Here is a 24,624-nt window from a genome sequence, read left to right as displayed (position 1 = left end):
GTCTTCGTCGAGATGAACGACGTCAGCTTCCGTCCCTTGGCCACTCCCGCCTCGGCGAGGATCCACGGCGCATGGCAGATGGCCGCGACCGGTTTGTCGGCGGCGAAGAACGCCTTGACGAGGTTGACTGCGTCCTCATTCAGACGCAGGGCATCGGAGTTGAGGGTGCCGCCGGGCAGGACGAGGGCGTCGAAGTCATCGACCGAGGCCTCGGCGACGGGAACGTCGACGTCGAAGGTCTTCGCGTGCTCCCAATCGCCTTCCATCGCCTGCAGAGTCCCCTCTGAGGGGGAGACGATGACGGTCGTCGCTCCGGCCTCGTCGAGGGCTGTGCGGGGGCTGGTCAGTTCGACCTGCTCGACCCCGCGGGTGAGGAGGAACGCGATCTTCTTGTCAGAGAGTGCCATGACGGTGCTCCTTGTCGGTTGTGATTGGTGAGATTGTCGAATCTGACATGGGCTCGGCTGGCCGAAACCTCGAGGCCGACGTGCAACCCGGCCGACGCCCGCATTGGGCACAACAACGGAAAGTGCAGAGTTGTTCCAGATCGCGACGAACGGATTCCCCTGGCCGGGATGACCAGGGGAATCCGATTCGGGGATGCGAGACCCTCGAGGGGTACGTTTCGTGGGCTCGGCGGACGGCTCAGATGTTCGGGAATTCGAGGCTGTAGCCGATGCCGGACTGCGACGCCGAGGTGATCTTCACAGTGCCGTAGTGATTCTTGCCGGCAGCGGTGACGGTGCAGTTCTGCGAGCCGCTGTGGGAGAAGATCCGCAGGTCGGAGTAGCAGTCGACGGTGTCGACCGTGGTGCCCTGCTTGGCGTAGGCGTTCTTGATGTCCGCCTCGAGAACCTCGGCGGGGATCTTGCCGTTGCCGTCGGCGTCGAGTTCGACTCCGTCTTCGCCGATCCGCGGGCCCTGGTAGCCGTTGTCGGTCGTGCCGCTCGACGACGATGATCCGCTCGAGGTGGAGTCGCTCGAGGACGACGATCCGGTCGACGACGAGCCGTTCGAGGCGGAGGAGCCACTCGCCGAGGAGGCGCTGGACGAATCGGTGGATCCGCCGCTGCCGGTGGTGCCGTTGTCCGTCGTGCCGCTATCGCTCGTGCCGGACGAACCCGAACCGGCGGAGTCCGAGGTGGAGCCCGAATCCGATGCCGGTTCTTCGGCGGTCGTCTCGGTGTCCTCGGTCTGCTGCGCCTGCTGGCCGTCCTGGCCCTGTTCCTGTCCCTGGCCTTCCGGGCCGAAGGTGATGTTCATATCGCAGGCCGAGAGCGTCAGGGTCGCGGCAACGGCTCCGGCAACGGTGATGGTCTTGAGAAGTGTCTGTGCCTTCATGATCTGTTCCTGGTCTCGTGTGTAAGAGGCTGTCGGTGTTTCGTACAAGACAAGCCTCTCAGCGCGGAGCCGTGACCTGGGCCGATTCGTGTTCGGATCCGGTGACGCATGTTCCAGGACGGACACATCGGCCTATTCTGGGACTGTGTTCGATGACCGGAGCCGAAGAGATACGAGAAAACTTCTCCGCCGATGTCGAGAACACGCGTCCGGCTGCGTCCCAGACATGTCAGCGAGCACGACCCGTGCGAGCGGCACGAGACAAGGAGACCATCATGGCCAAGTACCTCATTCTCAAGCACTATCGGATGCCGGAGCAGTATATGGACTACACCCCGATGGACCAGTGGAGTCCCGACGAGGTCGACGCGCATGTGGCGTACATGAACGCCTTCGCCGACAAACTCAAGGACTCCGGCGAATTCGTCGACTCCCAGGCGCTCTCGCCCGAGGGCACCTTCGTCCGATCCGGTGGACCGGGCAAGCCTCCGGTCACCGACGGTCCCTTCCCCGAGACGAAGGACCTCATCGCCGGGTGGATGGTCATCGACGTCGAGAACTACGACCGGGCTCTCGAACTCGCCGGTGAGCTGTCCGCCGCACCGGGCAAGGGAGGAGAGCCGATCAACGAATGGCTCGAACTGCGCCCCTTCCTCGACCACGCACCCAGCGTGGACGAATGATCAGGGACGCGAACGGAGTCCGCGATGACCGATCCGGATCCCCTCGCCGAGGCGCAGTTGCATGAGCTCGTCCCCGCCGTGATCGGCATCCTCGTCGAACCCGAAACCTGGGCCGACCCCGAGGCCGACGGCGACCCGAACGCCGATGACACCCTCGACCTCTTTATCCTCTGCGCCCATCCCGACCTCAGCCCCGCCTCGGCGGTGGCACCGACCCTGCTGGCGGTGAACGGACTGACGACGAAGCAGATCGCCGCAGCCTATATGGTGCCCGAGTCGACGATGGCTCAGCGTATCAGCCGCGCCAAATCGACGATCGCAGGCTCCCGACTCAACCGTCCCGGCGACCTGTCCTCGGTCACCACCCTCTACCTCGTAATCAACGAAGGATGCGCAGAACGTCGAGGACACCGACTGTCACCGAGACGCCGATGACGGCGGTGGTCACGGTCTCGGTGGGCCGCCTCGGCGAGCGAGGTTGATCACTCCTGTCGGCAGAAGACATTCGTCGGCACCGCTGGCGAACTACGATCGAAGGGAGCACTCAGCTCACCAACCTATATCAGTGACCCCGTCACCGGGGTCCGTTCCCGATGTCGAAAGAGGCCTAACCCATTTGAGCCGCCTGCAGGAGTTCTTCCGCATCCCACCGGGCGAACGCGACCATATTCCCGCGTTCCGCATCGCCTTGGGAGTTGCCGTCCCGCTCCTCGTGCTGCTCGGCATCGACCGCCTCGACCTCGCCGTCTATGCCGCCTTCGGTGCGTTCACCGGCATCTACGCGCGCTTCGAGTCCCCACGATCGCGGACCAGACGCCAGACGATCGCGGCCGCCGTCCTCGTCGTCTGCGTGGGCATCGGCGCCCTGCTCAGCAGCCTCGGAGCCTCGGTGTGGGTGCTCGTCGTCATCACTTCGCTCGTGTCTGGCGCGGGTGCGGTCATCGCCCTGCGCTTCCGGCTCAAACCCGGCGGGTCGATCTTCTTCATCTTCGCCACCGGAGCCGTCGGATCCATTCCGGGCGGCGCATCGGTGCCGGTGGCAATGGGTGTGGCGGCCGCCTCGGCGCTGGTGTGCATCGGTCTCGGAGCGCTCGCCCACTATGCCGGCGAACGCATGCCTCCGGAGAAGGAGACCTATGTGCGGGTCGGGCTGTCGCCGGTGGGCAAGGCTGATCTGGCAGCCCACGCCGCCCGATTCACGATCGCCCCGTTCATCGCCGGAGTTCTGGGCACCCTGCTCATCGATGTGCTCCCGCTTCTGTCCCACAGCTATTGGGCGATGGTCGCCGCGGTCGCACCGATCACTCCGCCCGGTCGTTCGGCCCGTCTCAAGCGCGGCGTCCACCGGGTGGTCGGAACCCTGCTGGGCGTGATCGTCACAGCGTTCCTGCTGTCGTTTCCCACCGAGGCGTGGCAGCTGGTGGTGTGGGTGATCCTGCTGCAGTTCCTCGCCGAGATCTTCGTGCTGCGCAACTATTCGGTGGCTCTGCTGTTCATCACCCCGTTGGCCCTGCTCATGACCCAGATCGGCAGCCCCCACGCGGTTCCGGAACTGTTGGCCTCGCGTGCCATCGAAACCGTCATCGGCGCCGCCGTCGGCATGATCGTCGTCATCGTCGGCTTCAGCAGTGAGAAGAAGACGCCTGCCGAAATCGATGCCTCGCCGCATGCCGATGACGACGACTGATCCTAGGAGGACACCATGACCACCAGCACCGAGGTGCTCGCCACGCTGGCCTCGCTCGAGGACGAGAAGATCCGCGCCGTCAACGCTCGACACGGCGACGACCACGCGGTCAACCTGACGAAGCTGCGAGCCGTGGCGAAGGCCCTGAAGAAGAACGATGAACTCGCCGCCGAACTGTGGGACTCCGGTGACACTGCGGCCCGCCTCGTCGCGATCCTCATTATGCGTCCGAAGGCTTGGAGCGAAGCACAGCTCGATGAGATGCTGCGTGACTCCCGAGTCCCGAAGGTCCACAGCTGGCTGGTCAGCTATATCGTCAAGAAGTCGCCCCACGCCGAGGCGATGCGCCGGTCGTGGACCGACGATCCGGATCCCGTTGTCGCCTCTGCAGGCTGGGCGCTGACGAGCGAGCGGGTGAACCGGAAGCCTGACGGCCTCGACCTGTCCGGTCTGCTGGACGTGATCGAGGCCGAGATGGCCGATGCCCCCGAGCGCCTGCAGTGGGCGATGAACGAGACGCTGTCCTATATCGGCATCGAGATCCCGAACCTGCGGAAACGTGCCATCGACATCGGTGAGCGCCTTGGCGTGCTCCGCGACTACCCGACTTCGCCCGGCTGCACCTCGCCTTTCGCCCCGACCTGGATCACGGAGATGGTGGCTCGCAACGCGGTGAAGTGAACCGCGGCGCTGCTTCTACACGGCCGGGTGGCGGGTGTGGAAGTCAGTGACCTGCTGGAAGGCATGACCGGCGGCAAGCACCAAGGGTTCGGTGAAGTCACCGCCGACGAACTGGGCTGCCAGGGGAGTGCCCCGTTCGGTGAACCCTGCGGGCAGAGTGATCGACGGCATTCCGCAGTTGTCGATCGGTGCCGTCGGCACTGTCACCGCAGCGAACAGCTTCTGGTCGGAACCCAGGTTCGCCATCTGCGCGATCGTCGGTGAGCCGATGCCGATTCCCGGCAGCAGGAGCAGATCGATATCGGCCATGAGGGTGCGCATACGGCCGGTGAAGTCTCTCCGCGATTCGAGCAGCCGATGGTAGTCGACGGCGGAGAGTCCGCGCCCGATCTCGATGAGACCGGACAGATCGGGACCGTATTCGTCCGCTCGGGCCGGATACGTCTCCGAGTGGACTCCGGCGGTCTCGACCCCGCACAGAGCCGTCCATTCCTTGGCCGTGGCCTCAAATCCGGGAGTCTCGACATCGAGCACCCGCCATCCCAGGCCGGTCACGGTCTCGATGGTGTCTTCGAGCATCGCATTCGTCGCGGCGTCGAAATGCTCTTCGGCCAGCTTGCGGTCGAAACCGACGACCGGGGCTTCGTCGACGCGCAGCTTATTGGGGTAGTCCGGTACCGGTTCGAGCGACGTGGTGGGATCGGCCGGATCGTGGCCGGCGATGGCCCGCAGCACGATCGCGGCATCACGGGAGCTGCGGGTCATCGGCCCGATGTGATCGAGGCTGGGAGCGAGTGCGAAGATGCCGTGGCGGGAGACCCGGCCCCAGGTCGGTTTGAGTCCCGTGACGCCATTGGCCGAGGACGGAAGGCGGATCGAGCCGCCGGTGTCCGAGCCGAGAGAGGCGAAGCAGAGCCCGGCAGCAGTAGCCACACCGGACCCCGAGGAGGAGACCCCCGACCAGGTGTCGGCATCCCACGGGTTGACCGGGGTCGGCAGGTCGGGATGGTGCCCGGCGAACGCACCCTCGGTCAGACGCAGTTTGCCGAGGATGACGGCTCCGGCGGTTCGCAGTCGAGCGACGACGGTGGCATCGAAATCTGGGCGGAAGTCCGCATGGATCGTGGTGCCTGCACCGGTCGGTGCGTCGTGGGTGTTCGCAAGATCCTTCACCGCCACGGGGACACCGTGCAGATCGCCGAGCCAGTTTCCGCGGGCCAGAAGCGCATCGGCGCGGTCGGCTTCGGCGAGGGCGGATTCGGCCATGACCGTGGCGAAGGCCTGCAATCGGGGATCGAGGCTGTCAATGCGCTCGAGCATCGCCTCGGTGGCCTCGCGCGAGGTCAGCTGCCTGGTCCGGATGAGTGTCGAGACTTCGTGGAGTTCGAGGAACGGGATCTCGGTGCTCGTCGGTGTGGCCATGGTGTCTCCCTGCGTCGGTTTCCCTCACCCTATCCGATCTTCTCACCAGGGGGAACAGTGATTCTCGGGCTTATGCGCGGCCAGTTCCCGCAGCGCCTGGATATGGCCGTCGAGGCGATGCCGAGCCTCGTGGGGTTGCTGAGTTACGGTTCGCCTCGACCTGGTTGAGTCGACGGACCGTGCGGGTGGGGGTCGCGTTCACGTCGGTTCCTTGGGTTACTCGCCGGTCGGAAGACCGACGCCGCCCGGTGGTAGCAGTGCCACAGCATCGGCTGCCTTCCAATACTGAAAGTGCGTTCACCAAAGACTTTCCCATTTGCTACCTGACGGCGGCCCAGCAACCTGGCGTGGAGTTGCTGGGCCGCCGTCACGTAGCAATTAGCAGGTAGTAATTAGAGGGAGGCGGCGACTGTGGCGGCTAACTCCGTGGCCCTTTCGAGATGTTCCTCGGTGACCTCGCCGGTGAAGATGAGCGGATCGAAGGCGAGCTTCCAGCCCAGACCCGTGGTGATCTGCTTCATCGCAGTCTCGGCGCCGGTCGTGTCGTAGCCGCCGTGGATCCAGTAGGAGAACGGTCTGCCGGCGGTCGGCTCGCGCACCGCGTCATAGGTGGTGTCGAAGAAGTGCTTGAGGGCACCGGAGATATAGCCGAAGTTCGCGGTCGTGCCGAGCACATAGGCATCTGCGGCGAGCACATCTTCGACGCTCGCCTCCAGGGCCGGACGGACAGTGACGTCGATGTCGCCGAGCTCGGGCATGCGCAGTCCGGATTCGGCCGCCTCGGCGATCTGCGCTGTGGCGGCGGAGGGGGAATGATGGACGAGCAGAACGTTGACCATGGCCCCACCCTAGCCCCGGCCGGTGACTTCCGTCAGCTGCCATGTCTACAGTGGAGCCATGGCAGTCATCTTCGACCCCCTGCGCGGACGCGTGCGTCCCGAAGCCAGCCACACCGATGCCGCGATCATCGACGTGCTCACGAAGACCTATTCCGATGCGGACTGGGCGGTGCTCACCGGCGCGGGAATGAGCACGGACTCAGGCGTCCCAGACTACCGCGGACCGGATTCCCCGCCGCGGAAGCCGATGACGATCCAGACCTTCCTCTCCCACCCTGACCAGCGTGCCAGGTACTGGGCGCGATCATGGATGGGCTGGCCGCGGATGCGCAACACCCAACCGAACCAAGCCCACCTCGCCCTGGCCGAGCTGTCCGTGGCCGGAATCATCACCCAGAACGTCGACGGACTCCATCAGGCCGCTGCCGAGGCGGTCGCCGCCGACCGCGGGAATGGCGCCGGAACGCCGGCGCCGAGTCCCGTCATCGACCTCCACGGCAGCCTCGACCGAGTGATCTGCCTGAGCAACGGGCACCTGTTCGACCGCGACTGGGTACAGCGGAGACTGAGCGAACTCAACCCGGACTTCGCCGAGCAGGTCGGCATCGACCCCATCGACGTCGAAACCGCACCCGACGGCGACGTCGAACTCGAGGACACCGCCGGATTCGCAGTCCTCGACTGCCCCGAATGCGGTGGACTGCTCAAACCCGATGTCGTCTACTTCGGCGATTCCGTCCCGGCCGCCAGGGTCCAGGCAGCCAATCGGATCGCCGACGGAGCCGCAGGTCTCGTGGTGCTCGGGTCCTCGCTGGCAGTGCTGTCGGGACTGCGGTTCGTCCGGACCGCCGCGAAGGAAGGCAAACCCGTCGTCATCGTCACCGACGGGCCGACCCGCGGGGACGAATTCGCCGACTTCCGTTCGATCTCCCGCGTCGCCGACTTCGTCACCGCGTGGGCAGGCCGGTGAGGCGATCGGGCGGCGAATCGGCCAGGCGTCCAGGAGAGTCCAAGGCGGGAATGGAAGACTGAGGATCATGAGAGACAATCTGGCTCGCGCAGAACGACTGCGCCTTGTCGACACCGCCCGCCGCGCCGGGGACGACGCCCCCACTCTGTGTGAGGGGTGGACGGTCAGGGACCTTGCCACCCACCTCGTCATCCGCGAACGTCATCCCCGCGCTGCTGCGGGCATCTTCATGCCGAAGTTCTCCGACCGCCTGCAGGCGAAGGAAGACGAGTACGCCGAGATGCCGTTCAGTCGGCTGCTCGGACTCGTCGCCGCGCCGCCGAAGTGGACCCCGGGCGCCCTGCCGGGAGTGGAGACGGTGATGAACACGACCGAGTTCCTCGTCCACCATGAAGACATCCGCCGCGCCGCGATCGAATGGATTCCGCGTCGGCTGTCGAAAGCAGAGACCGCGACCGTCTGGGCACAGACGAAGGTGGCCCTCCTGCCCTACGCGGCGAAGGCGAAGGGTCTCGTGACGATCGAAGCTCCGGGCTTCGGTACCCGCACAGCGGGGAAGAAGGACAGCGGTGAGGCCACGACGATCACCGGGGCACCTCTCGAGCTGCTTCTCTATCTCATGGGACGAGAAGACCACGCACTCGTCGACGTGCACTGAACTTCGGGAAAACCCCCTCCAGGTCGGGGGATTGGTCCCTGTCGGTGTCCGGTGAAGTCTTCCTAGGCTGGTGCCAACAGCCGATACAGAGGAGACCAGCACCATGAACGCAGCACCCGGCCCGACTCCCGATCAGTTCGATCAGACCTCCGCGGGCCAATACCCCCACCCGTCCGCCGGACAGTACGAAGCACCGCAGAATTATCCGACGCAGAATCGCTACGGCCAGCGCGCCGAGGAGGACCCGGGCAAGGTGCTCGGCATCGTCTCGCTCGTGGCGAGTCTGTCGACCTTCCTCGGATTCAACTTCATCGGACCCGTCATCGGCATCATCACCGGACACATGGCGCGCAAACGCTCACAGGAAGCAGGGTTCGAAGACAACGAGATGGGCAAATGGGGCTTCATCTTGGGACTTGTCTTCCTCGGACTCCTCGTCCTCGGATGGGCACTCGGAATCTCCTTCGGCATCGTCGGCGGCCTGGCCAGCCTCATCGCCGGCTGATCCCGACAACGAGGCAACACCGAGAGAGGAACGGCAGAGGGCCGACCCGCTAGGGTCGGCCCTCTGCCGCAGTCGGACGCCGTTGTGAGAAGCCCGTGTCAGACGAATTCAGTATCCGACCCAGGCTCCGCGTTCCTGATCGAGCACCCTCGGGTGCAGCAGCGTCGAAGCTTCGACCGTGCCCACAGACGCGCGATCACGGTCCGGTGGGAACGTCGTCGAGGCGGCGAGCACCTCGGCGGTGGCGAACTTCAACCCGTCCGGAGCATCATCGGCCACGGTCACTTCGGGGTCCTTGCCGCCGAGATCGGCGAGGAAGTATCCCCAATCACCGAAACTGGGAACATCGACGTGGTACGGAGTCGTCGACAGTCCCGCCTCGGCGACGGCCTCCCCGATGCCCCAATAGGCTTCAGGGGCGAAATAGGGGGAGCCGGCCTGAACGACAAGGCGCGCCTCCGGGGACATCACCTGGCGGATGAGTCCGTAGAACTCGATGCTGTAGAGCTTCGACGTCGCGACGTCATCGGGATCGGGCAGATCGGCGATGACCGCGTCATAGGCGGTGTGCTTCGCCTCCCGCAGCCAGGTGAAGGCATCGGCGGCGACCGTCGTCACCCGCGGATCGTCGAGGGAGTCGTCGTTGAATGCGGTGAAGTGCTCGGAAGTCTTCGCCAGCTCGAGGACTGCCGGGTCGAGGTCGACCAGGGTGACGGACTCGACGTCGGGATACTTGAGGATTTCGCGCACCGCCAGGCCGTCGCCGCCGCCGAGGACGAGGACGTCGCGGCGAGGACCGTTCAGCAGAGGATGGACGAGGCTTTCGTGATAACGGTACTCGTCGGCCGAGGCGAACTGCAGATCCCCGTTGAGGAACAGCCGCGTATCGCCGGTCCTCTTCGCCTCGGTGAGCACGATCTCCTGGTAGTCCGACCGCTGCGAATACACGATCGGATCCCGGTAGAGACGCTGCCGGGTGGTGACTTCGATGTCGTCGGTAAACACCCACACCACGGTGAGCCCTGCGAGGATGAGCACAAGCAGAGCCGCCAACGCCAGCTGGGCGGCGCGGCTGAGTTCGGAGCGGAAGAGCCAGAGGACGATGAGGATGCCCACCAGGGCATTCGTCATCCCCACCGCCAGCGCTCCGCGCGGCAGACCGAGCAACGGCAACAGGAGGAACGGGAAGGCGAGCCCGCCGATGAGTCCGCCCACGTAGTCGGCGGCGAAGAGGTCGGCGACCGCGCTCGAGGCCTTCTGCGCGCGGATGCGTTGGACGAGCTCCATGAGCAGCGGGATCTCCGCGCCGATGAGCGCGCCGATGACGAACGCGAGGGCCACCATGGCCACCGTGTAGACGTCGGCGAAGGCGAAAGCGAGATAGAGGAGGATGACGGACAGGCCGCCGATGATGCCCAGGGCCGCCTCGATGAGGGCGAAGGAGACCGCGGCGAACCCGGTCAGCCGTTTGGTCGCCAGCGAGCCCACACCCATGGCGAAGACCATGACCGCCAGGACGATGGAGGCCTGGACGATGGTGTCGCCGAGCAGATAGGACCCCAAGGCCACGAGCGCGAGCTCGTAGACCATTCCGCAGCTCGCGCACATGAACACGGCGAGCAGGACGAAGAATCGGGCCGGACCCGGACGCATCGGCAGGGTGATCGGACGCGCCGCCTCGGTGGCGGTGTCGGTGGTCGTGTCGGTCGGTGCGGTTTCGGCCGACGTCTGACCGGGTTCGTCAGCGGTGCTCAAAGGAGGGCTGCGGCCATGATGCCGGCGATGCCCAGGTGGGCGGTGGCGTTGACCCAGACCTCGGGGTGCATCTGCGGGGAATTGATGAGTTCGCCGGTCCTGCCCGGGGTGAGCAGACCGATGAGCAGGAAGCTCACGGCCATGAGGATGATGCCGAGGATGCCGAAGACGAGGGTCGACAGGATGCCTGCGGCCAGGTCATCGGAGCTGGCGCGGATGGCGGCGATGACGATGATCGCGACTCCGGCCAGGTCGGAGGCGACGAGGACTGCAGCATTGCGCGACTTCTGCTCCCAGAGGATGACGTGGAGCTTGCCCGGGGTGAGCAGGTCGACGACGAAGTAGCCGATGACCATGAGGAGGAGTCCGCAGCCCGCATAGGAGAGGACGACTCCGGTCTCGTAGATGAGGTAGTTCAGAAGCATGTCTGCCTTTCGCTGTGCCTATTTTCCGGTGCCCGGTCCGCCGCCGCGGAAGCCCGAGCCGTCGCCGTAGTTCGATCCGCCGCCGGTGAAGAAGGGGAGGAAGAAGAATCCGCCGCCTCCGGACCGGGAGGTGTCGCAGCCGACGTAGTCATAGCTGCTGCCGTTCTTCTCGTAGTCGCCCTTGCCGGGGTTCGAGACGTACTGGCCGTTGCTGAGGTCGTAGTCGCCGCAGTTCGCCGATCCGGAGGATCCGCAGCCGCGGAAGACATTGCCGAGGACGATGAGGACGATGACGATTCCGATGATCGTTCCGCAGCCGAAGCGCGGCTTCCGCCCCGAACCGCCGCCGGGGCGCTGGGGTCCGCCGGGCCGCTGTGGTCCGCTCCCGCCGCCGGTGTTCGCGCGGTCGAAGTCGAAGGAACCTCCGCTCATCGAGACGTTCGGTCCCTGGCTCATGTCGACCTCCTCAGTTCGCTGGTGCTGTGGACGATCTCCTGATGCTGCGGATAGCAGTGCCACGATTGCCACGCGATCCGCTCGGGCTGCGCGCAGGTCAGCGACAGTGCCGTCAGCGCGCCGGGCTGCCCGGGGAACGCGACCGAGAAGTGGTCGTCGCTGGTGACGGCACGGTCGGCACCGGTGGCGAGCACCTCGGCGGCGGCCGTCGGGAAGTCTCCGTGCACTTTCGTGCGCGTCGCCGTGAATCGGTGTTCGGTGTAACCGGCCCACCGTCCGTGGCGGACGTCCTCGTGGTCCCACCGCGGTCGTAACGGCGACATATCTTCGCCGAGGCAGGCGAAGGTCTCGATGAACGCATCGGTGGGCCCGGCGCTCAGGATCGCCTGGTGAGAGGATCCGATGACGGTCAGTGTCAGGGTCAGCTCTGGCGCCGCTTCGGCGAAGGTGGACCCTGTGTCAGTGGGTGCGGCTACGGTGGGCACATCGATGCGGCGGGCAGCCAGCGGGGCGATCCGGTCGTGGTCGAGGCTCAGCCGCAGCGCCTCGGCCCTGGTGTCGGTGAAGGGGACGTCGAGCGGGCGGGGGAGGGTGAGCATCAGCTGCCGGAGTAGATGGTGAAGGAGCCGGCTGGGATTGTCTCTCCGGTGCTCACTTCCCAGCGTCCGTGGTCGAAGCGTTCGAAGGCGAGCAGGCGGCCGTCGCCGGATTCGTAGTCGACATAGTCGACCCCGCCCTTCTCATTCAGTCCCGTGGTGCCTTCGGACCGGTAGGAGGCAGTGCCGTGTTCGACGAGGTCGTAGTCAGTGCCGTCGATGGTGATGGTCCGTGCCTTCGGCTCGATGTCGAGATCGGGGCGGTCGCGCCAGCGGGCGATCTGCACATCGGGGTCGCGTTCGACGCTCAGCCACATGCGGGTCGCCGAGGCGTCGGCTTGAAAGAAGTGCTCGGCCCACTCGTAGCCGCCCTCGGAGATGCGCAGGGTGCCGCGGACGAAGAACTTCTCGTTGCCGAATTCGAGGAGGTCTCCGACCTTGATGGTCTCCGGGTCACCGCCGGTGTTCTGATCGGCGGCGAAGGGATCGCGCGGGGCGGCGGGTTCTTTCGCTTCGGCGTCGTGGCGGGCCTTGTTCGCGCGGGAGCGGATGACGAGCACGGTCACGAGGGCGACGATGATGAAGACGAGGACGGCGATGAGGAGTTCTGAGGGCACGGCGGTCTGCTTCGGTTCGATGGCCGGACGGGTCACCGCCCACTCTAGTCGATCGGACTGTCACGCGTGGCTGCGCTCGATCTTCTTCTCCAGGGCGGTCATCGTATCGGCGATGACGAACCCGAGGTCTCGGTTGAGTGCGAGCATCGGTTCGTTGTCCATCGCCGTGTACGTCTGCACCCATTCCGCCGAGGCGGTCGCGGAGACCGCGGGCAGCTGACGCAGGTTGGCGACCTTGAGGGCCCTCCCGATTCCGCGGCCTCGATAGGCGCGGTCGACGAGGGTGTCCTCCTGGATGACGATCTGCGGATCGTGGGCGGAGACCATGATCTCCGTATAGCCGACGGCGAGGTCGCCCACGTGCGCCATCGAGCTGACCAAGGTCCAGCCCTGCTCTTCCATCCGCTCCTCATGGCTGCGGATCGCCGCGGTGCTGGCATGGGTGGCGGAGCGGGTGAGGTCGCCGACGGGCACGTCTTCATCCATCTGCTCCCGCAGCTGCGTCCAGGACTCGAGCACCTCCTCGGGGCAGGCTCCGATCCACGAGGTGACCGAGAAGTCCGGGTCCTCCCTGATCACGGGCACGACCGTCGACGCCCCCGAATCCTTGTATCGATTCGCATCGGCCGCCAGGTAGGTGGGCAGGTCGAGCAGCAGCCGGTGCTCTGCGTTGCCGACGCTCATCCCGTGGGCTCTGGCGAAGGCGACCCCGGCCGGGCAGTAGGTTTCGGTCTGCACGATGGCCGAGGATCGGTCATCGTGTCCAAGGAACTGTGCGGCCGCCTCGGCGAGGGCCGTGCCGAAACCCCGACGACGGTGAACGGAGAGGACACCGAGCTCGATATCGGTCGGTGTGTCCGGGGAGAGGCTGATCTCGGCGCCGCCGATGATCTCCTCACCGAGGCGGCCCATCAGGGCGATGTTCTGCCCTCCCGGGCGCGGGTGGGCGAATTGGGTCAGCGTCGTCTCGGCGCTGCGCCACCAGGCGGCGGTGCGGCCCTCAGTGTAGGCGGTGCGCATGACGTCGTTCCATGTCAGCAGCGCAGACTCATCGTCGGCGGCGATGCGCGTGATCTGGATCTCAGACATAGTGAAAGTCGATCACGGCGAGGACCGGTTTTCAAGGATGCCGGTGACCGTGACCGTGATCGGGACTGTCGGAGTCGTCGGGGTCGTCTGCTCCGGTTCGGTCCGCAGCGGCTCCGCGGTCGGGCGGGTCGGTGGGGTGCGCCTCGGCGTGGGGGTCGTGTTTGGGCAGGCGGGAGCCGATGTGCGCACCCGGTTTCGTCATCACCCGGTAGACGAGCCAGGCGCCGATGCTGAAGACGACGATGATGCAGACGGTGAGGAAGATGACAGCGCCGAGTCCGGGTTCCATCATTTCGCCAATCGGCGGCGGTCGAAGTAGTTCGCGAAGCGGGCCTTGAAGGAGCCCATTCCGATCGATCCGCCCACGCGCACGAGAGGCCGGCGGCCGGTCGGAACGGCGTCGACGACGGATTTCACGCTTCCCCAGGACTTTGAGAGCTGGTCGACGTTGACCGCCCAGTCGTCGGGGATGACGACGGTGACCGAGCCCATACCGGCGACGACCTCGATCTCGATGACCTCGAGATCGGTCTCGACCTCGAGGAAGTTCAGCTCGATGTTCGACATCGAGGGTTCGCAGCGGATCAAGGGCGGGACAGCCCATCGGGCGCGGCGGACCTCGGACTCCCAACCGGCCTTGATGACGAGCGGATCGAAGCGGTCGTGGCCTTGGATCGCCATGGCGTGACCGGCGGCGGGTGCGAGCCCCGAGGTGGGACGGAAGCGATCGGAGGGCAGCTCGGTGGTGAGGTCGGCGAGCACCGCGTCGAGGTCGATGGGGAACTTCGCAGCCTGGACCTTCTCCATCCGCTCGTCGAGCTCGTCGACCGTGATCCGACCGTCGCCGGCGGCTTCGCGCAGGATCTCGATCGCCTCGTCGCGTTCCTTGTGGCCGATGCGGAAGATCTTCGCGGGGTCGTTCTCGCCGGGGGAGGGAGTGGCTGAGCTCATGATCTCTATCGTGCCTGATCGGGAGGTCAGCGACAACGGCGGGACTCGGGGAGCCGTGTCTCGTGTCAGTCGTTGGCATTAGGCTAGGGGACGTGTCCACCGCACTGTACAGAAGATACCGCCCAGAGACCTTCGACGAGGTCATCGGTCAAGAGCATGTGACCGATCCGCTGAAGGCCGCCATCGAACGTGGCCGCATCAACCATGCCTACCTGTTCTCCGGCCCGCGCGGGTGTGGAAAGACCACCTCGGCGCGGATCCTGGCTCGGTGCCTCAACTGTGAGCAGGGGCCGACTCCGGTTCCGTGCGGGGAATGCCCGAGCTGTCGGGATCTGGCCAACGGCGGACCCGGTTCGCTCGATGTCGTCGAGATCGACGCGGCCAGCCACAACGGCGTCGATGATGCTCGTGACCTGCGTGAACGTGCCATCTATGCGCCCGCGCGCGATCGGTACAAGGTGTTCATCCTCGATGAGGCGCACATGGTCACCTCGCAGGGCTTCAACGCTCTGCTCAAGATCGTCGAAGAGCCGCCGCCGCATATCAAGTTCATCTTCGCCACGACCGAACCCGAGAAGGTCATCGGCACGATCCGGTCGCGGACTCACCACTATCCGTTCAGACTGGTGCCGCCGGAGGCCCTGGGCAACTACCTCGAGGAGCTGTGCGCTCGTGAGAATGTTCAGGTGGCCAAGGGCGTGCTGCCGCTGGTCGTGCGCGCCGGCGGGGGATCGGTGCGTGACACGCTGTCGGTCCTCGACCAGCTCATCGCTGGTTCCGGGCCCGACGGGGTCGACTACGGTCGAGCCGTCGCTCTGCTCGGATACACTCCGGATTCGCTGTTGTCCGACATCGTCGATGCGTTCTCCGCCGGCGACGGTGCCGGGGTGTACCGTGCGGTGGAGCGGGTCATCGAATCCGGTCAGGACCCGAGGCGCTTCGTCGAAGATCTGCTCGAGCGGTTCCGGGATCTCATCGTCATCCATGCCGCCCCCGAAGCGGCCCATGCATTCCTGCCCGAAGTGCCGCCGGACCGGCTGGAGAGGCTGACCCTGCAGGCCAACGGCTTCGGACAAGGCGAGCTCTCCCGTGCCGCGGACCTGCTGAATGTGGGCCTGACGGAGATGTCGGGTGCCACCTCGCCGCGGCTGCAGCTCGAACTCATCTGTGCCCGCATTCTGCTGCCCGGCTCCGGTCGCAGCCGAGACGCTGTGCTCAGCCGCGTCGAGCGGATGGAGCGTCGCATCGGGATGTCGGCCACCGGCGTGGCCGCAAACATGCCGCCGGCGCAGGCCCCGGACCAGGGTGCCGATCAGGGCGCTGGGCCGGGAGCTCCGGCCGGCGGGACAGGGCAGGGGCAGGCACCTGCCGCTGATCAGGGACACGCGAGCGGTCGGCCGTCGGCGGATGGGGCAGGCCAGGGGCAGGCACCTGCTGCGAACGCGCCCGCCGGGCAGTCTCAGAGCGCAGCTCACGACGATTTCGACGACATCGCGGCTATGGCCGCGGCCGCCGAATCGATGCTCAACGAACCGGTGGCGCAGCCAGGGCAGCAGTCTGAGCAGGGGCAGCAGCGTCATACCGAGTCGGAGCCGGCGTCGCAGTCCGAGCCGCAATCTCAGACCGCAGACGCGGGGCCGCGGCAGCAGCCTGCTGAGGGCCCCCGGAGCGCAGATGTGGGCCGGCCGGCGCAGGAACAGCAGCCTTCGGCCGATTCGTCGCCCGAGCCTTCGGTCGAAGCAGCGGGTGCGCCGCGAACTGAGTCGCAATCTCTGCAGGACAGTCAGCAGAGGTACGACCCTGACGGTGCCTCTGCGCCCAGTTCCGCAACGGACTCGGCGCCGGCGGACCAGCATCAGCGTCAGATGACCGAGCAGGCAGCGGCACCGGAAGCCACCTCGGTGGCGGGATCCGGCGACATCGGCGGTGAGATCGAAGCGATCCGCCGCGCTTGGCCCAGCATCCTCGCCTCGGTGGAGAAGCGCAGCCGTCTGACTCGCGCGATCATCGCGGCCAATGCGATCCCGCAGTCGTTCTCCGACGGGGTCGTCTACCTCGGCTTCAACAATGCCGGATCCGTCCAGGGGTTCCAGCAGCGTGACCATGCGGCCAAACTCGCAGCGGCGATCAACGACGTCCTCGGCATCCAGGCTCGTATCGACATCGGAGATGTCGGTCGGATCGGCGGAGGCAGTGCCGGCGGTGGCAGCCAGGGCAAGGGGTCCTCTGCTCCGCCCGTGAACGATTCCGGCGGCAATCACGGACCGGCGCCGAGCCAGCGACGCCCGAGTCCACAGGAGGTCGCCGCAGTCGTCGGTACTCGTGAAGTCGACAAACCACAGGTCGACCACGAGAAGTTCTGGGAACCCAGCGGTCCGACACAGGGCGCCTGGTCCTCCGACGACGAGGAGGGAGAACAGCCGGGGCCACAAACTGAATCCACGACGCACGAAGACTCCTTCGTCTCTGCCGAACCGGCCGACGAACCATCTGCCGAGGCTGAACAGTCCGGCACTGATGGCGTGAGCGCGACTTCACCGCAGGACGGCGCAGATTCTGCAGGCGATTCGGCTCCCGAAGCCGAAAATGAGCCTGTGGCCGAGAGTGCCCCAGTGCCTGAGAATGCGCCCGCTTCCTCGGTCGCCCCGGATGTCGTCGTCCCCGACCTCTCCGACGATGACTTCTTCGGCCCGCCGGCCGACGCTGCATCCGAATCGCCAGGCGACGGACCAGCTGCCCCCGGACCGGCCGACGACTTCGACCGATCGGGTCCCGACCACCATCAGGGAACAGCGTCTGCGGGGTCGTCCGGCTTTGCTGGCGATTCGCCGATGGAGTACGTCGAACCGCGGTGGGAGGAACCGAGCTGGAACGACGGTCCCTCACCGATCGACCCCGCACCGGTCGATGCCGCATCGCCAGGCACGGCTGCGGTCGACATCGACGAGACGAGCGCCGGCAGCGGAGCTGTCGACGTCGGGGCCGTCGTCGTTCCGCCGCCCGATGACGACCTCGACTATCCGGATCTCGGCGACGCCTCGAGCGACTTCGGGGGAGGTGCCTTTGACCAGCCGGCACCTGCCTTGCAGTCGCCGCCACCGGCCCATGGGGGAGAGGCGAAACCATTCAAATCGCGCTTTGCAGCTCTTGCCGAGAAGCACGGCGTCACCACCACTCCGCCCGCCGGATCCGGTTACGGATCTGCTCCGCAGACCAACCCGGCGGGCGGCACAGCACCGGGGGCCGCCTCGGTGCCGGGATCGAACCCCTCCCCGCAGCGGTCGGGATCGGACGAGGACGAGTATGATCCGGAAACGGACCTCGACGTCTCCGAAGCGCCGCAGATGGGCGTTGACGTGATCGCACGGGTCCTCGGCGGCGAGATCATCGACGAAAGAGAAGTATGAGCGCTGTATATGAAGGTGCCCTCCAGGACTTGGTCGAGGAGTTCGGCAAGCTTCCGGGCATCGGGCCGAAATCGGCCCAGCGTCTGGCGTTCCACATCCTGCAGACGGACTTGCAGGACGTCAATGCGCTTGCGCAGGCACTCACCGACGTGAAGAAGCGAGTGCGGTTCTGCGAGATCTGCGGCAACGTCTCCGAGGAAGCCGAATGCACGGTGTGCCAGGATCCGCGCCGCGACCGGTCGATGATCTGCGTGGTCGAAGAGCCCAAAGACGTCGTCGCGATCGAACGGACGAGGGAATACCGGGGTCTCTACCACGTCCTCGGCGGAGCCATCGACCCGATGGCCGGGGTCGGGCCCGACAACCTGCGGATCAAGGAGCTCATGACCCGCCTGCAGGACGGTGAGGTCGAGGAGACCGTCATCGCCACCGACCCGAACCTCGAAGGCGAAGCCACCGCGACCTACCTCGTCCGGCTGCTCGGATCGCTCGGTGTGACCGTCACCCGCCTGGCCTCGGGGCTGCCCGTCGGCGGCGACCTCGAATACGCCGACGAGGTCACCCTCGGTCGGGCGTTCTCCGGCCGCCGCGAGATCGACTGACCGCCTCGGCGGAAAGATTCTCGACTCCACGGATATTCCGCACCTGCGCGGGTGATTCTCCCGAGTTCAGGCGCCCCATTTATAACGATTTCTGAGCAGGGGCTGAGTGCACGGTGACCAACCGCCGTCTCGCCCGAGTGCACGGTCATCGCGAGGGGTCGCAGGACTGGGCGTTCGGCCCGGTCAGGCGGTGTCTGAATGACGGGCGAAGGTGAACCGAAATGACCTACCTCATACAATGGTTCAGGTGCCGGGAGCCCGACACGGCTGAAATCCTGATCGATGCAGCACGAGACCTCCATGTTTGGAACCATGGAATCGATCGCCTGGCACGGAACTTATCAGCGATAAGGAAGATACTGCAGTGAGCATAGTCGTCCAGAAGTTCGGTGGGTCCTCGGTAGCCGATGCGGAATCGGTCAAGCGGGTGGCCAAACGAATTGTCGAGTACCGTCAAGCCGGCCACGAAGTAGTTGTCGTGGTCTCGGCCATGGGTGACAGTACCGATGATCTCATCGACTTGGCCCAACAGGTTTCCCCCATGCCCCCCGCCCGCGAACTCGACATGCTGCTGACCGCCGGTGAACGCATCTCGATGGCGGTCCTGGCCATGGCGATCGCCAACCTCGGCTTCGAAGCCCAGTCCTTCACCGGTTCCCAGGCTGGAGTCATCACCGATGAGCAGTTCGGCAAGGCCCGAATCATCGACGTGACTCCCGGCCGCATCCGGTCCTCCCTCGACGATGGATACGTCGCCATCGTCGCAGGATTCCAGGGTGTCAGCCAGACCGCGAAGAACATCACCACCCTCGGCCGCGGCGGCTCCGACACCACGGCTGTGGCACTGGCCGCGTCGCTCGATGCCGATGTGTGCGAGATCTACACCGACGTCGACGGCGTCTTCACCGCCGACCCGCGCATCGTGCCCACGGCACGCAAGATCGATGAGATCGGCTACGAAGAGATGATGGAGATGGCCGCCTCGGGCGCCAAGGTCCTCATGCTCCGCTGTGTCGAATACGCCCGCCGCTACAACGTGCCCGTACATGTGCGGTCCTCATTCTCTCGCAACCAAGGAACCTGGGTGACCGACTCACCCATCCCCGAAGCCTTCCGTAAGGGCCGGGGATCATCGACCCCGGCAGCGGAACCAGAAACGGAGTCCACCATGGAACAGGCAATCATCTCCGGCGTCGCCCACGACCGCTCGGAAGCCAAGGTCACGATCGTCGGTGTTCCCGATGTCCCCGGCAAGGCCGCTGAGATCTTCAAGACTCTGGCCAAGCAGGAAGCCAACATCGACATGATCGTCCAGAACATCTCCACCCGTGAACCGGGCAAGACCGACATCTCCTTCACCCTGCCCATGGACGACGGCGCCAAGGCGCTCGAGGCCCTCGACGCGGTCAAGGCCGAGATCGGCTTCGATCAGGTCCGCTACGACGACCAGATCGGCAAGCTCTCCGTCGTCGGCGCCGGAATGCGGTCCCACCCGGGCGTGACCGCGACCCTGTTCGAAGCACTCAGCGAAGCCCAGGTCAACATCGACATGATCTCCACCTCGGAGATCCGCATCAGCGTCGTCACCCGAGCAGACCTGCTCGACGACGCAGTCCGTGCCGCTCATGCCGCGTACGGACTCGACAGCGAAGACAACGAAGCAGTGGTGTACGGAGGTACCGGACGATGAGCGTCAATATCGGAATAGTCGGTGCGACCGGCCAGGTCGGCGGAGTCATGCTCGACCTCCTGGCCGACGATCCCGGATTCGAGATCGGCTCTTTGAGGCTCTTCGCCTCGGCCCGTTCAGCCGGGAAGACCATCGACTTCAAGGGCCAGCCCATCACCATCGAAGATGCCGCCGAGGCAGATCCGAGCGGACTCGACATCGCTCTGTTCTCCGCGGGTGGGGCGACGTCCAAGGCGCAGGCGGAGCGTTTCGCCGCCGCTGGAGTCACCGTCGTCGACAACTCTTCGGCGTGGCGTTCGGACCCGGAGGTCCCGCTCGTCGTCAGTGAGGTCAACCCCGAGGCGCTCGACGCGGTGGCCAAAGGCATCATCGCGAATCCGAACTGCACGACCATGGCCGCCATGCCCGTGCTCAAGGCTCTTCACGCGAAAGCCGGTCTGCGTCGACTCATCGTGTCCACCTACCAGGCTGTGTCCGGTTCGGGACTGTCCGGAGTCGAGGAACTCGCCGGTCAGCTCGAAGCCGGTCTGCCCGATGCCCGCAAGCTCACCACCGACGGAAATGCGGTGAGCCTGCCGGAGCCGAACAACTACGTCGAACCGATTGCGTTCAACGTCCTGCCGATGGCCGGATCGGTCGTCGACGACGGGCAGAACGAAACCGATGAAGAGAAGAAGCTGCGCAACGAGAGCCGGAAGATCCTCGGCCTGCCCGACCTTCTGGTCGCCGGCACTTGCGTGCGCGTGCCTGTGTTCACGGGACACAGCCTGAGCATCCACGCCGAATTCGACTCCGACATCAGCCCCGAGCAGGCCACCGAGATCCTGTCGCAGGCACCCGGAGTCTCCCTCGACGAGGTTCCTACCCCGCTCAAGGCCGCAGGTCGGAACGACAGCTACGTCGGTCGCATCCGCGCCGACCAGTCGGCACCAGCAGGCAAGGGGCTCGTCCTCTTCGTCTCCAACGACAACCTGCGCAAGGGTGCGGCACTCAACACCGTCCAGATCGCCGCCCTGCTGGCCAAGAAGCTCGAGGCGAAGGCCGCCTGAGAAACTCTGCTGCTACCCGCCGGTGTTGATCGGTGAGGCAAAGTGGCCGACGAACCGCCCGGAAGCACCCGCTTCCGGGCGGTTCGTCGTCTCCGGCGACTGTGCTCGACTGTCCATCAGAGTCGGACAAGCGCCAGAGCGGATGGCACACGGCCCACGGAAAGTCGGCACTCGCGGCTTCGAAGTTCTTACACGCCATTCGGCCGAAAGCCTCCTGGGCGTGCGCGCAGAGTGCTGAAAAGGGTGGGGACGTATAAAAGCTTTGCTATATATAAATATTTATATTAGTGGCCGACCTCTGATCTGAGTATCGTCAGTGATGTTGGTTGATCCTCGACGCCTTAGAAAGGCTCCTCATGACATCTTCGCGAATCGCTCTCACTACCGGAGCCATCGCCGCTTCGACGGCCTTGGTCCTCAGCGGCTGCGCGGGACGGGCCTCCGGTTCGGAATCGGGCGAGCTGCGGGTCGTGACCTCGACGAACGTCTACGCCGACATCGTCTCCCAAGTCGCCGGCGACTTTGCCGAGGTGAGCCCGATCATCGATGATCCCAATCAGGACCCGCACTCCTACGAAGCGACCACCCAGGACCGCCTCAAGCTGTCGAAGGCCGACCTCGTCGTCGAGAACGGCGGCGGCTACGACGCCTTCATGACCACGATGCTCGAAGCTTCGGACGCCGATCCCGAGGTGATCGATGCCGTCTCGATCTCGGGATTACCCGGATCCGAGGATCTCGGAAACAAACCTCATGACCACAGCCACGACGAAGACGAGGCTCGGGCCGGCGGACACACGCACGACGACGGCCACGAGCACTCCGATGAGGGCGACGACCATGAGGGACACGACCACGGCGAGTTCAACGAACATGTCTGGTATTCGGTGCCGACGATGACCAAGCTCGTCGACGAGGCGGCGATCCACCTCGGCGAGGCGGTGCCGGAGCACAAGGATGACTTCACCGCCAATGCCGATGAGTACAAGAAGAGCCTCGGCGAACTGCAGTCGAAGAACGACGCGGCCAAGACGGACCACGACGGCGAGAAGGTCGCGGCGACCGAGCCGGTGCCGCTGTGGCTGTTCGCCGATATGGGCTTGGAGAACATCACGTCGGACGAATTCCTCGAAGCCGTCGAAGAAGGCAACGACGTTCCGCCCCTCGTGCTCAAGGAAGCGGAGAAGCAGATCTCCGACGGCGAGGCGGTGCTGCTCGGATACAATACTCAGGCGGCCGGTCCCCAGGCGGAAGCGTTGAAGTCTGCCGCGGACGACTCCGATGTTCCGGTCGTCGACCTCGCCGAGACCATGCCCGACGGCGAGCACTACGTCGATTGGATGGACGGATACATCACCGATATCTCGACAGCACTCGAAGGACACAAGCACTGACTATGGCCAAAGAATCCGACGCTTCCGTACAACCTGCACCCCGGGAGCCGGTGATTCGACTGCGCGATGCCGAACTGCGCTTCGGCCCGCGGGTGCTCTGGCACGATCTCGACCTCGACGTCGCGCCGGGGGAGTTCCTCGCCGTGCTCGGCCCGAACGGCACCGGTAAGACCTCCCTGCTCAAAGTGCTGCTGGGACAGAATGCGCTCTCGGCCGGCACCGCTGAGGTCGGCGGCCGGGAAGTGCACAAGGGCAACCCTGCCATCGGCTACATTCCGCAGCAGCGCGGAATCGACCCGCACACCCCGATGCGCGGCCGCGATCTGGTCCGTATGGGCATCGACGGTCACCGGTGGGGGATGGGCCTGCTGTCCCGGGGTCGGAAGGAAAAGGTCGAGGAGCTCTTGGCCTCCGTCGGCGCCACCGACTATGCCGATGCCCCCGCCGGCACGGTGTCCGGCGGAGAGCTGCAGCGGCTGCGGGTGGCTCAGTCCCTGGCCAATGATCCCGCAGTGCTGCTCTGCGATGAACCGCTGCTGTCGCTCGACCTGCACCACCAGCAGGTGGTGGCCGCTCTGCTGCACGAACAGCGGCTCAAACGTGATGCCGCCGTCGTCTTCGTCACCCACGAGATCAACCCGATCCTGCCATACGTCGACCGGGTCCTCTACATCGTCGGCGGACATTTCCTCATCGGCACCCCCTCCGAAGTGATGACCACAGAATCGCTGTCCCGGCTCTACGGCTCCCCGGTGGAAGTGGTCCGCGTCGGCGGACGCCTCGTCGTCGTCGGCGGTGAAGAGGAGTGCGTCGACCACCACAATCTGCCCGATGACTCCTTCGACCTCGACGGGACGGTGGTGAAGCGATGAGTATTCCTGAGATCTTTGCCAACCTCTTCACCTTCGAGGACTACGGCGAACTCGTCGCGCTGCTGGCCAACTCGCTCATCGCCGCGGCGCTGCTCGGCGTCGTCGGAGGTCTCATCAGCGTCTTCGTCATGGCCCGCGACATTCCCTTCGCCGTCCACGGAGTCTCCGAACTCTCCTTCGCCGGTGCCGCCTTCGCTCTGCTCATCGGTTTCGACGTCGTGACCGGGTCGATCGTCGGATCCATCGTCGCCGCTCTCATCATCGGCATCGGCGGGGCCAAGGATTCGGAGAAGAACGCGATCATCGGCGTCCTCATGCCCTTCGGCCTGGGCCTGGCGATCCTCTTCCTCGCCCTCTACGACGGGCGGGCAGCGAGCAAGTTCGGGCTGCTCACCGGCCAGATCGTCGCCATCACTCCCGGCCAGATCCTCACTCTCATCATCTGCGCGCTTGCCGTGCTCGTGGTGTTGGCGATCGTGTGGCGTCCGCTCATGTTCTCCAGCCTCGACCCTGAGGTGGCTCGGGCGAAGGGAGTGCCGGTCAGCGTGCTCACCATCGTCTTCATGCTCACCCTCGGACTTGCCGTAGCGCTGAGCGTGCAGGTCGTCGGAGTCCTCCTCGTCCTCGCGCTGCTCATCACCCCGGCCGCCGCGGCGACTCAGCTCTCGGCCTCCCCGGTGTGGGTGCCGGTCCTCAGCGTGATCTTCGCCGTGACCGCCTCGGTCGGGGGCATCCTCATCGCCCTCGGTTCGCCGGTGGTGCCGATCAGCCCGTTCGTCACGACGATCTCGTTCCTCATCTACGTCATCTGCCGCCTCGTCGGTCGCCGCCGGATGAGATCCCTGCACCGCCGCCGCGCCCACCGTGCCGCAAAAGAACACAACACCCCCATCCCCACCCCCTGATATTTGCTACCTGACGGCGGCCCAACAACC

The 24,624-nt window shown here is 65.6% G+C and carries 26 protein-coding genes; 14 read left to right on the top strand and 12 right to left on the bottom strand.

The window, feature by feature from the left end; translation table 11 throughout:
* Both ACTIIH_RS12590 and ACTIIH_RS12585 read right to left on the bottom strand, forming a co-directional pair.
* Positions 1-407 (bottom strand): DJ-1/PfpI family protein (locus ACTIIH_RS12590; RefSeq protein WP_441452125.1); only part of this gene is annotated, 407 nt, incomplete at its 3' end.
* 238 nt (positions 408-645) lie between these two features.
* On the bottom strand, positions 646-1,341 hold the full coding sequence (locus ACTIIH_RS12585; protein ID WP_441452123.1) for a hypothetical protein: 696 nt from the start codon (positions 1,339-1,341) through the stop codon (positions 646-648).
* Between the two features lie 275 nt (positions 1,342-1,616).
* Between ACTIIH_RS12585 and ACTIIH_RS12580 the strand changes: the two genes are divergently transcribed.
* From ACTIIH_RS12580 to ACTIIH_RS12565, 4 genes are all read left to right on the top strand, one after another.
* Positions 1,617-2,024, top strand: coding sequence for a YciI family protein (locus ACTIIH_RS12580; protein WP_441452122.1), 408 nt, complete (start codon positions 1,617-1,619; stop codon positions 2,022-2,024).
* 24 nt (positions 2,025-2,048) lie between these two features.
* Complete coding sequence (locus ACTIIH_RS12575; RefSeq protein WP_441452120.1) at positions 2,049-2,459, top strand: hypothetical protein; 411 nt, start codon at positions 2,049-2,051, stop codon at positions 2,457-2,459.
* A gap of 181 nt (positions 2,460-2,640) precedes the next feature.
* On the top strand, positions 2,641-3,711 hold the full coding sequence (locus ACTIIH_RS12570) for an FUSC family protein (RefSeq protein WP_441452118.1): 1,071 nt from the start codon (positions 2,641-2,643) through the stop codon (positions 3,709-3,711).
* 15 nt (positions 3,712-3,726) lie between these two features.
* Entirely contained in the window at positions 3,727-4,392 is a 666-nt protein-coding gene (locus tag ACTIIH_RS12565) for a DNA alkylation repair protein (protein ID WP_441452116.1), read from the top strand.
* 15 nt (positions 4,393-4,407) lie between these two features.
* On the opposite strand, the gene ACTIIH_RS12560 is transcribed toward ACTIIH_RS12565, so the two are convergent.
* Positions 4,408-5,814, bottom strand: a complete 1,407-nt coding sequence (locus ACTIIH_RS12560; protein WP_441452114.1) for an amidase — start codon at positions 5,812-5,814, stop codon at positions 4,408-4,410.
* Between the two features lie 392 nt (positions 5,815-6,206).
* On the bottom strand, positions 6,207-6,653 hold the full coding sequence (locus ACTIIH_RS12555; RefSeq protein ID WP_441091068.1) for a flavodoxin family protein: 447 nt from the start codon (positions 6,651-6,653) through the stop codon (positions 6,207-6,209).
* Between the two features lie 58 nt (positions 6,654-6,711).
* On the opposite strand from ACTIIH_RS12555, the gene ACTIIH_RS12550 reads away from it, so the two are divergent.
* From ACTIIH_RS12550 to ACTIIH_RS12540, 3 genes are all read left to right on the top strand, one after another.
* Entirely contained in the window at positions 6,712-7,623 is a 912-nt protein-coding gene (locus ACTIIH_RS12550; protein WP_441091067.1) for a Sir2 family NAD-dependent protein deacetylase, read from the top strand.
* A 67-nt stretch (positions 7,624-7,690) separates the two neighbouring features.
* Positions 7,691-8,281 (top strand): TIGR03085 family metal-binding protein, encoded by a 591-nt coding sequence (locus ACTIIH_RS12545; protein WP_441091066.1) that lies wholly within the window; start codon positions 7,691-7,693, stop codon positions 8,279-8,281.
* Positions 8,282-8,384: 103 nt separating this feature from the next.
* Positions 8,385-8,786, top strand: a complete 402-nt coding sequence (locus tag ACTIIH_RS12540) for a DUF4190 domain-containing protein (RefSeq protein ID WP_441452111.1) — start codon at positions 8,385-8,387, stop codon at positions 8,784-8,786.
* Between the two features lie 108 nt (positions 8,787-8,894).
* Here ACTIIH_RS12540 and ACTIIH_RS12535 read toward each other — a convergent pair whose 3' ends face one another.
* The 8 genes from ACTIIH_RS12535 to ACTIIH_RS12500 are packed head-to-tail and all read right to left on the bottom strand — an operon-like array spanning position 8,895 to position 14,675.
* On the bottom strand, positions 8,895-10,541 hold the full coding sequence (locus ACTIIH_RS12535; RefSeq protein WP_441452109.1) for a polyamine aminopropyltransferase: 1,647 nt from the start codon (positions 10,539-10,541) through the stop codon (positions 8,895-8,897).
* Entirely contained in the window at positions 10,538-10,966 is a 429-nt protein-coding gene (locus tag ACTIIH_RS12530) for a DUF350 domain-containing protein (RefSeq protein ID WP_441091063.1), read from the bottom strand. Before ACTIIH_RS12530 ends, ACTIIH_RS12535 begins: the two co-directional genes overlap by 4 nt.
* 18 nt (positions 10,967-10,984) lie before the next feature.
* Positions 10,985-11,422 carry a hypothetical protein gene (locus ACTIIH_RS12525; RefSeq protein WP_441091062.1) on the bottom strand — a complete coding sequence of 146 codons (438 nt, stop codon included), beginning with the start codon at positions 11,420-11,422 and terminating at the stop codon, positions 10,985-10,987.
* Positions 11,419-12,021, bottom strand: a complete 603-nt coding sequence (locus tag ACTIIH_RS12520; RefSeq protein WP_441452107.1) for a DUF2617 family protein — start codon at positions 12,019-12,021, stop codon at positions 11,419-11,421. Before ACTIIH_RS12520 ends, ACTIIH_RS12525 begins: the two co-directional genes overlap by 4 nt.
* A complete protein-coding gene (locus ACTIIH_RS12515) occupies positions 12,021-12,671 on the bottom strand; it encodes a DUF4178 domain-containing protein (RefSeq protein WP_441452105.1) in 651 nt (216 codons plus the stop codon). Before ACTIIH_RS12515 ends, ACTIIH_RS12520 begins: the two co-directional genes overlap by 1 nt.
* 24 nt (positions 12,672-12,695) lie before the next feature.
* Complete coding sequence (locus ACTIIH_RS12510; RefSeq protein WP_441452103.1) at positions 12,696-13,724, bottom strand: GNAT family N-acetyltransferase; 1,029 nt, start codon at positions 13,722-13,724, stop codon at positions 12,696-12,698.
* 31 nt (positions 13,725-13,755) lie between these two features.
* Complete coding sequence (locus ACTIIH_RS12505; protein WP_441452101.1) at positions 13,756-14,016, bottom strand: hypothetical protein; 261 nt, start codon at positions 14,014-14,016, stop codon at positions 13,756-13,758.
* Positions 14,013-14,675, bottom strand: a complete 663-nt coding sequence (locus ACTIIH_RS12500) for a DUF1707 SHOCT-like domain-containing protein (protein ID WP_441452099.1) — start codon at positions 14,673-14,675, stop codon at positions 14,013-14,015. Before ACTIIH_RS12500 ends, ACTIIH_RS12505 begins: the two co-directional genes overlap by 4 nt.
* 92 nt (positions 14,676-14,767) lie before the next feature.
* On the opposite strand from ACTIIH_RS12500, the gene ACTIIH_RS12495 reads away from it, so the two are divergent.
* The 7 genes from ACTIIH_RS12495 (at position 14,768) to ACTIIH_RS12465 (ending at position 24,594) form a co-directional block, all read left to right on the top strand.
* Positions 14,768-18,082 (top strand): DNA polymerase III subunit gamma and tau, encoded by a 3,315-nt coding sequence (locus ACTIIH_RS12495; RefSeq protein ID WP_441452097.1) that lies wholly within the window; start codon positions 14,768-14,770, stop codon positions 18,080-18,082.
* Entirely contained in the window at positions 18,079-18,684 is a 606-nt protein-coding gene (gene recR, locus ACTIIH_RS12490; RefSeq protein WP_441452095.1) for a recombination mediator RecR, read from the top strand. The genes ACTIIH_RS12495 and recR overlap by 4 nt, the downstream gene beginning before the upstream one ends.
* Before the next feature lie 364 nt (positions 18,685-19,048).
* On the top strand, positions 19,049-20,374 hold the full coding sequence (locus ACTIIH_RS12485; RefSeq protein WP_441452093.1) for an aspartate kinase: 1,326 nt from the start codon (positions 19,049-19,051) through the stop codon (positions 20,372-20,374).
* Positions 20,371-21,423 (top strand): aspartate-semialdehyde dehydrogenase, encoded by a 1,053-nt coding sequence (locus tag ACTIIH_RS12480; RefSeq protein WP_441452091.1) that lies wholly within the window; start codon positions 20,371-20,373, stop codon positions 21,421-21,423. Before ACTIIH_RS12485 ends, ACTIIH_RS12480 begins: the two co-directional genes overlap by 4 nt.
* A 356-nt stretch (positions 21,424-21,779) precedes the next feature.
* A complete protein-coding gene (locus ACTIIH_RS12475) occupies positions 21,780-22,817 on the top strand; it encodes a metal ABC transporter solute-binding protein, Zn/Mn family (RefSeq protein WP_441452089.1) in 1,038 nt (345 codons plus the stop codon).
* A 2-nt stretch (positions 22,818-22,819) separates the two neighbouring features.
* The gene (locus ACTIIH_RS12470) at positions 22,820-23,689 is read left to right on the top strand and encodes a metal ABC transporter ATP-binding protein (protein ID WP_441452087.1); all 870 of its coding nucleotides are present in this window, start codon (positions 22,820-22,822) and stop codon (positions 23,687-23,689) included.
* Positions 23,686-24,594: a metal ABC transporter permease gene (locus ACTIIH_RS12465; protein WP_441452085.1), complete on the top strand. Its 909-nt coding sequence runs from the start codon at positions 23,686-23,688 to the stop codon at positions 24,592-24,594. The genes ACTIIH_RS12470 and ACTIIH_RS12465 overlap by 4 nt, the downstream gene beginning before the upstream one ends.
* Positions 24,595-24,624 lie beyond the last annotated feature (30 nt).

The sequence above is a fragment of the Brevibacterium sp. genome (genome assembly GCF_052105255.1).
Classification (GTDB): Bacteria; Actinomycetota; Actinomycetes; order Actinomycetales; family Brevibacteriaceae; genus Brevibacterium; species Brevibacterium linens_B.
Note: the sequence above shows the minus strand (reverse complement) of the source record. Positions and strands in the feature narration are given on the sequence as shown.

Bases quoted from the DNA above. Each gene is read 5' to 3' on its own strand.
- ACTIIH_RS12565 (WP_441452116.1), top strand. From the start codon at position 3,727: ATGACCACCAGCACCGAGGTGCTCGCCACGCTGGCCTCGCTCGAGGAC.
- ACTIIH_RS12555 (WP_441091068.1), bottom strand. From the start codon at position 6,653: ATGGTCAACGTTCTGCTCGTCCATCATTCCCCCTCCGCCGCCACAGCG.
- ACTIIH_RS12470 (WP_441452087.1), top strand. From the start codon at position 22,820: ATGGCCAAAGAATCCGACGCTTCCGTACAACCTGCACCCCGGGAGCCG.
- ACTIIH_RS12500 (WP_441452099.1), bottom strand. From the start codon at position 14,675: ATGAGCTCAGCCACTCCCTCCCCCGGCGAGAACGACCCCGCGAAGATC.
- ACTIIH_RS12480 (WP_441452091.1), top strand. From the start codon at position 20,371: ATGAGCGTCAATATCGGAATAGTCGGTGCGACCGGCCAGGTCGGCGGA.
- ACTIIH_RS12525 (WP_441091062.1), bottom strand. From the start codon at position 11,422: ATGAGCCAGGGACCGAACGTCTCGATGAGCGGAGGTTCCTTCGACTTC.
- ACTIIH_RS12545 (WP_441091066.1), top strand. From the start codon at position 7,691: ATGAGAGACAATCTGGCTCGCGCAGAACGACTGCGCCTTGTCGACACC.
- ACTIIH_RS12585 (WP_441452123.1), bottom strand. From the start codon at position 1,341: ATGAAGGCACAGACACTTCTCAAGACCATCACCGTTGCCGGAGCCGTT.
- recR (WP_441452095.1), top strand. From the start codon at position 18,079: ATGAGCGCTGTATATGAAGGTGCCCTCCAGGACTTGGTCGAGGAGTTC.
- ACTIIH_RS12475 (WP_441452089.1), top strand. From the start codon at position 21,780: ATGACATCTTCGCGAATCGCTCTCACTACCGGAGCCATCGCCGCTTCG.
- ACTIIH_RS12575 (WP_441452120.1), top strand. From the start codon at position 2,049: ATGACCGATCCGGATCCCCTCGCCGAGGCGCAGTTGCATGAGCTCGTC.
- ACTIIH_RS12580 (WP_441452122.1), top strand. From the start codon at position 1,617: ATGGCCAAGTACCTCATTCTCAAGCACTATCGGATGCCGGAGCAGTAT.
- ACTIIH_RS12505 (WP_441452101.1), bottom strand. From the start codon at position 14,016: ATGATGGAACCCGGACTCGGCGCTGTCATCTTCCTCACCGTCTGCATC.
- ACTIIH_RS12510 (WP_441452103.1), bottom strand. From the start codon at position 13,724: ATGTCTGAGATCCAGATCACGCGCATCGCCGCCGACGATGAGTCTGCG.
- ACTIIH_RS12540 (WP_441452111.1), top strand. From the start codon at position 8,385: ATGAACGCAGCACCCGGCCCGACTCCCGATCAGTTCGATCAGACCTCC.
- ACTIIH_RS12530 (WP_441091063.1), bottom strand. From the start codon at position 10,966: ATGCTTCTGAACTACCTCATCTACGAGACCGGAGTCGTCCTCTCCTAT.
- ACTIIH_RS12550 (WP_441091067.1), top strand. From the start codon at position 6,712: ATGGCAGTCATCTTCGACCCCCTGCGCGGACGCGTGCGTCCCGAAGCC.
- ACTIIH_RS12560 (WP_441452114.1), bottom strand. From the start codon at position 5,814: ATGGCCACACCGACGAGCACCGAGATCCCGTTCCTCGAACTCCACGAA.
- ACTIIH_RS12520 (WP_441452107.1), bottom strand. From the start codon at position 12,021: ATGCTCACCCTCCCCCGCCCGCTCGACGTCCCCTTCACCGACACCAGG.
- ACTIIH_RS12465 (WP_441452085.1), top strand. From the start codon at position 23,686: ATGAGTATTCCTGAGATCTTTGCCAACCTCTTCACCTTCGAGGACTAC.